The sequence below is a fragment of the Corynebacterium sp. HMSC071F07 genome (assembly GCF_001810285.1).
Taxonomy (GTDB): domain Bacteria; phylum Actinomycetota; class Actinomycetes; order Mycobacteriales; family Mycobacteriaceae; genus Corynebacterium; species Corynebacterium simulans.
Genome location: NZ_KV800695.1, coordinates 1 through 490, shown reverse-complemented (window position 1 = coordinate 490; position 490 = coordinate 1). Strand labels below are relative to the sequence as shown.

At 50.6% G+C, this 490-nt stretch carries 1 pseudogene; it reads right to left on the bottom strand.

Going from position 1 to position 490, the window contains the following annotated elements:
- Nucleotides 1-490: pseudogene (locus HMPREF2724_RS02970) on the bottom strand (IS256 family transposase); the annotation flags it as partial.

Here is a 490-nt window from a genome sequence, read left to right as displayed (position 1 = left end):
TGATTCCTATCGAGTGTTCGTACTCGGTTGGGATAGCGTTGTCGTAGAAGGCTGGTCGGCCTGTTTCTTGGTCGGCTTTGTTGTGGTCTTCTTCGGCAAGATAGTTGACTTTGGCGAGTTGATCTTGGCCATAATTGCACTGCCTGGCGATATTTAGCGGATCGTCAGGCAGTTGCTTTTTGGTGTGGAGGTACCACTCGAGCATTTTTCGTTGGCGTTCCCCTGACCTGCCTCGGTGCGCATCGGCGATGCGTTTGAGCTGGGCGTTTATGCCGCCTTCAAGACTGTTTGTCGTTGAAGCCCAGCGTTTAGGATCAAGCGCATTCGGTGGTGGCTTAAGGTAAGTAAACAACCAATTGTTGCGCGATAGGTGCAGCAGTGAGTTGTAGGCTTTGCGTATTCGCAGATGAGTCCATTCCCACTGGTTATTGAGTGTTCGGCGTTCTTTTGGCACGGGTGTTTTCTCGTTGAGGAATGTTTTGAATACCTG